Here is a 3,842-nt window from a genome sequence, read left to right as displayed (position 1 = left end):
GAACGCCACGTCCGGCGCGCCGATCTGCAGCGGCATGACGTAGTTCCCGAACCCCACGACGATCGGCGTGCCGTAGAACAACAGCATCACGGTGCCGTGCATGGTGAACAGCTGGTTGTACTGCTCGTTGGACAGGAACTGCATTCCGGGGAAGAACAGCTCCGCCCGGATCAGCAGGGCCATCAGGCCGCCTATCGAGAAGAACACCAGGCACGTGGCGATGTACATCAGGCCGATCTTCTTGTGATCGGTCGTGATGAACAGCTCACGCCAGGAGAGCCCGAACGGCTGACGGATGGCGCGCGCGTCCGCTGCGGTGACCGCCCGCCCGGACGGCACGAGAGTGTCTGACATCGGTACCCCGTTCCTCTTCACGGCCGAGGCGGGGCGCGGCTGTCGCCGCGTCCCGCGCTGCGAACAGCGCCAAGATTCTGGTGACGGCTCTCACCGTACGCGTCCCCCGGCGGAACGGAGCGGTATCGCCCCCGAGAGGGCTTACCAGATGCTCACCCGCTCCTCAGGCGCCAGCCACAGCCCGTCCGCCTCGGTCACGCCGAACGCCTCGTGGAAGTCGTCGAGGTTGCGCACCACCTGGTTACAGCGGAACTCCGGCGGCGAGTGCGGGTCCACGGCGAGCCGCCGGGCGGCCTCTTCGGCGCGGGTCTTGGTCCGCCACACGATCGCCCACGATGTGATGAGCCGCTGGATCCCGGTCATGCCGTCGATCTCCGGCCCCACGTCCGGCCCCTGCGCCGGCTCGCCGTCCGAGCCCTGCGCCAACCGGTAGGCCAGCAGCGCGATCGTGAGCCCGCCGAGGTCACCGATGTTCTCCCCCACCGTGAAGGCCCCGTTGACGTGGTCCTTCTCGGGATCGAGGCCGTCCGGGGTGAGGCCCTGGTACTGGGCGATCAGCGCCTCCACGCGGGTCCCGAACGCCTCGCGATCGTCATCGGTCCACCAGTCGACCAGGTTGCCGTCGCCGTCGTACTTCGCCCCCTGGTCGTCGAAGCCGTGGCCGATCTCGTGCCCGATCACCGCGCCGATCGCCCCGTAGTTGGCGGCGTCGTCGGCGTCGGCGTCGAAGAACGGCGGCTGCAGGATGGCGGCCGGGAAGACGATCTCGTTCATCACCGGGTTGTAGTAGGCGTTGACGGTCTGCGGCGTCATGTGCCACTCGTCGCGGTCGACGGGCCCGCCCAGCTTGCCCAGCTCGTACTCGTGCTCGAACCGGGCGGAGCGGCGGACGTTGCCGAGGAGGTCGTCGGCGCGGACCTCGAGCGCCGAGTAGTCCCGCCACTTGTCGGGGTAGCCGATCTTCGGCACGAACGCCTCGAGCTTGTCGAGCGCGCGCTCGCGGGTGGCCGGGGTCATCCACGGCAGCCTGCTGATCGAGTAGCGGTACGCGGCGGTGAGGTTGGCGACCAGTTCCTGCATGCGCGCCTTGTGGCCGGGCGGGAAGTGGCGGGCCACGTACTCCTTGCCGACCTCCTCGCCGAGGGCGGCCTCGACCGCGCCGACGCCACGCTTCCAACGGGCCTTGATCTCCTCGGTCCCGGACATGACGGTGCCGTAGAAACGGAAGTTCTCCTCGACCAGCGCCGTGGGCAGGTACGGCGCGCGGGAGGAGACGATCCGCCAGCGCAGCCACTCCTTCCACGTCTCGAGCGGCTCACCGGCCCAGAGCCCGGCCACCGCGGTGAGGAAGTCGGGCTGCATGGCGACGAGCCGGCCGAAGGTCTCCTCGGTGCCGCCGAGCTCGCGGGCCCAGTCGTGCCAGGGGAAGCCGGGGGCCAGCGTCGGCAGCTCGTCCCAGGTCACGGGGTTGTAGGTCTTGTCCGCGTCGCGGCGGGCCACGACGTCCCAGTGCGCGGCGGCGATGCGCGTCTCCAGCGCCAGGATCCGCCCGGCGCTCTCGCGGGCCCCGGTGGCGTCCGCGAGCCCGGCCAGCTCGAGCATCCGCGCGATGTGCTCCGTGTACTGCTCGCGGATCTGCGCGTACTGGTCCTCACGATAGAAGGACTCGTCGGGCAGTCCGATGCCGTACTGCACCAGGTAGAGGATGTACTCGGTGGAGTTCTTGGCGTCGTTGTTGACGTAGGCGCCGATGAGCCCGCCGACACCGACCATCTCGAGCCGCGCCATCGCCAGCGCGAGGGAGTCCGCGTCCCCCGCGCCGTCGACCTCGGCCAGGTCCGGCGCCAGCGCCTCAACGCCCGCCGCCTCCACCGCGTCGGTGTCCATGAACGAGGCGTAGAACGCGCCGATCCGGGAGTCGACCGGGGCGTCGGTGATGATGTCGCGGACCCGTTCCTCGGACAAGTCGCGCAGCGCGAGGAACGCGCCGTCGATCGGCCGGTCCGCGGGGATCACGTGGTCGCGGATCCACGTGCCGTTGACGTGTTGGTACAGGTCGTCCTGCGGCCGGACGTCCGTATCGACGTACCGCAGGTCCAGGCCCGAGGGGCGAGGGGCGTCGGTGGTGGGGATCTCGGTCGCTGTCATGCGACCAGGTTACGGAAGGGCGCGGCCCACGCGGGTGGGATGACGACGGCGAGGACCCGCGGCGGCCGACCCGGGATCAGGGCAGACCGTGGCGGGCGTTGTGATCCTTCGCCCCCTGATAGGCGTCGACCATCCCCCAGACCCAGAACCCGAACATGATCGGGAGCCCGATGAGGACCACCGAGAGCAGCACGCCCACTCCGTAGCCCGCCAGGATCCCGACGCCCCTACCCACCCGGCCGTTGAGCATCGTGCCCAGGCCGGGGATGAGGAGGGAGGCCACGAGCATCAGCGCCGGGTCCTTGCGAGCGGCCGGCGGATACTGGCCGTAGGGCTGCATCGCCCCGTACTGCTGGGCGTAGGGTTGACCGGGCTGGCCGTACTGCGGCATCCCGTACTGCTGCATGCCATACGGCTGGACGTAGGGCTGCTCGTACGGCTGCTCGTACGGCTGGGTCCCGTAGCCCGGCTGCGCGCCGTACTGCGCCGGATCGAACTGCCCCGCGCCGTACTGCGGGTCTCCATACTGGCCCGCGCCGTACTGCGGATCGCCGTAGCCGCCGCCGTACTGCGTGTCGCCGAAGTCGGAGCCCGGGTACCCGCGGACCCCCTCCTGCTGGGCCCACGTGTCGTAGCGCTTCTCGAAGTCGCGGTCGCCGGACCGGTCGTCGGGGCGGTCGGAGGCGGTGCCGTCAGCGGGAGTGCTCATGGGCCCACCCTAGCGAGGGGCGGCGGCGGGCCGGTCGCGGCGAGGACACGATCGCGTGCCGCCGCGGCGCGTCAGTTCCGGGCGGTCATCCCGGGCCGGGCCCAGATGTCAGCGCAGTCCACGCACGCGTCGTCCGGGATGAGGCCGACACGCTGGAGCTGCCCGTACATCCAGCAGCCCAGGCAGAAGCCGAGCGCCGCCTCCGCGAGGGCGGCCAGCACCAGCACGCCGAGCACCGTGATCCCCGCCGTGGTCAGTCCGCCGAGGAACAGCCCGAACGCGACCGACGACATCACCAGGCCGATGGTCTGGGCGAACCGCTTGGGCGCGCCGGAGACCAGCTTGGGTTCCGCACTGACCCGCGGGGCGAGCACGTGCACGGAGAGCCGGCCGAACGGCGAGTACCGCGGGCCGCCCGCCGCCCGCAGCGCGAAGCCGACGACCAACGCCCCGGCGAGCCAGATCCGGGCGGGCGACGGCACGACGATCGTGACCACCGCGAGGGTCACCACGAGGGCGGCGGTGCAGCGGGCGGCATAGTCATTGACGACCTCGGGGAAAGCGAACGCCTCGCGCAGACTCATGGCCTCACCTCTCGATCACTGCGGATAGACCGACCTGTCTATCGCCG

General features: G+C 70.6%; 4 protein-coding genes. All 4 read right to left on the bottom strand.

Annotation, left to right across the window (positions count from 1 at the left end):
• Positions 1–354, bottom strand: a 354-nt coding sequence (locus tag G6030_RS13825) for a cbb3-type cytochrome c oxidase subunit I (protein WP_182643520.1), incomplete at its 3' end; no start/stop codon positions are given.
• A 141-nt stretch (positions 355–495) separates the two neighbouring features.
• Positions 496–2,502, bottom strand: a complete 2,007-nt coding sequence (locus G6030_RS13820; RefSeq protein WP_007625985.1) for a M13-type metalloendopeptidase — start codon at positions 2,500–2,502, stop codon at positions 496–498.
• Positions 2,503–2,578: 76 nt separating this feature from the next.
• A complete protein-coding gene (locus G6030_RS13815; protein WP_182643519.1) occupies positions 2,579–3,211 on the bottom strand; it encodes a hypothetical protein in 633 nt (210 codons plus the stop codon).
• 71 nt (positions 3,212–3,282) lie between these two features.
• Positions 3,283–3,795, bottom strand: a complete 513-nt coding sequence (locus tag G6030_RS13810) for a DUF4395 domain-containing protein (RefSeq protein WP_007625992.1) — start codon at positions 3,793–3,795, stop codon at positions 3,283–3,285.
• Positions 3,796–3,842: the final 47 nt, after the last annotated feature.

Source organism: Dietzia sp. E1 (genome assembly GCF_014145015.1).
GTDB lineage: Bacteria > Actinomycetota > Actinomycetes > Mycobacteriales > Mycobacteriaceae > Dietzia > Dietzia cinnamea_A.
This window is presented reverse-complemented; position numbering and strand designations above follow the sequence as displayed.

Bases quoted from the DNA above. Each gene is read 5' to 3' on its own strand.
- G6030_RS13815 (WP_182643519.1), bottom strand. From the start codon at position 3,211: ATGAGCACTCCCGCTGACGGCACCGCCTCCGACCGCCCCGACGACCGG.
- G6030_RS13810 (WP_007625992.1), bottom strand. From the start codon at position 3,795: ATGAGTCTGCGCGAGGCGTTCGCTTTCCCCGAGGTCGTCAATGACTAT.
- G6030_RS13820 (WP_007625985.1), bottom strand. From the start codon at position 2,502: ATGACAGCGACCGAGATCCCCACCACCGACGCCCCTCGCCCCTCGGGC.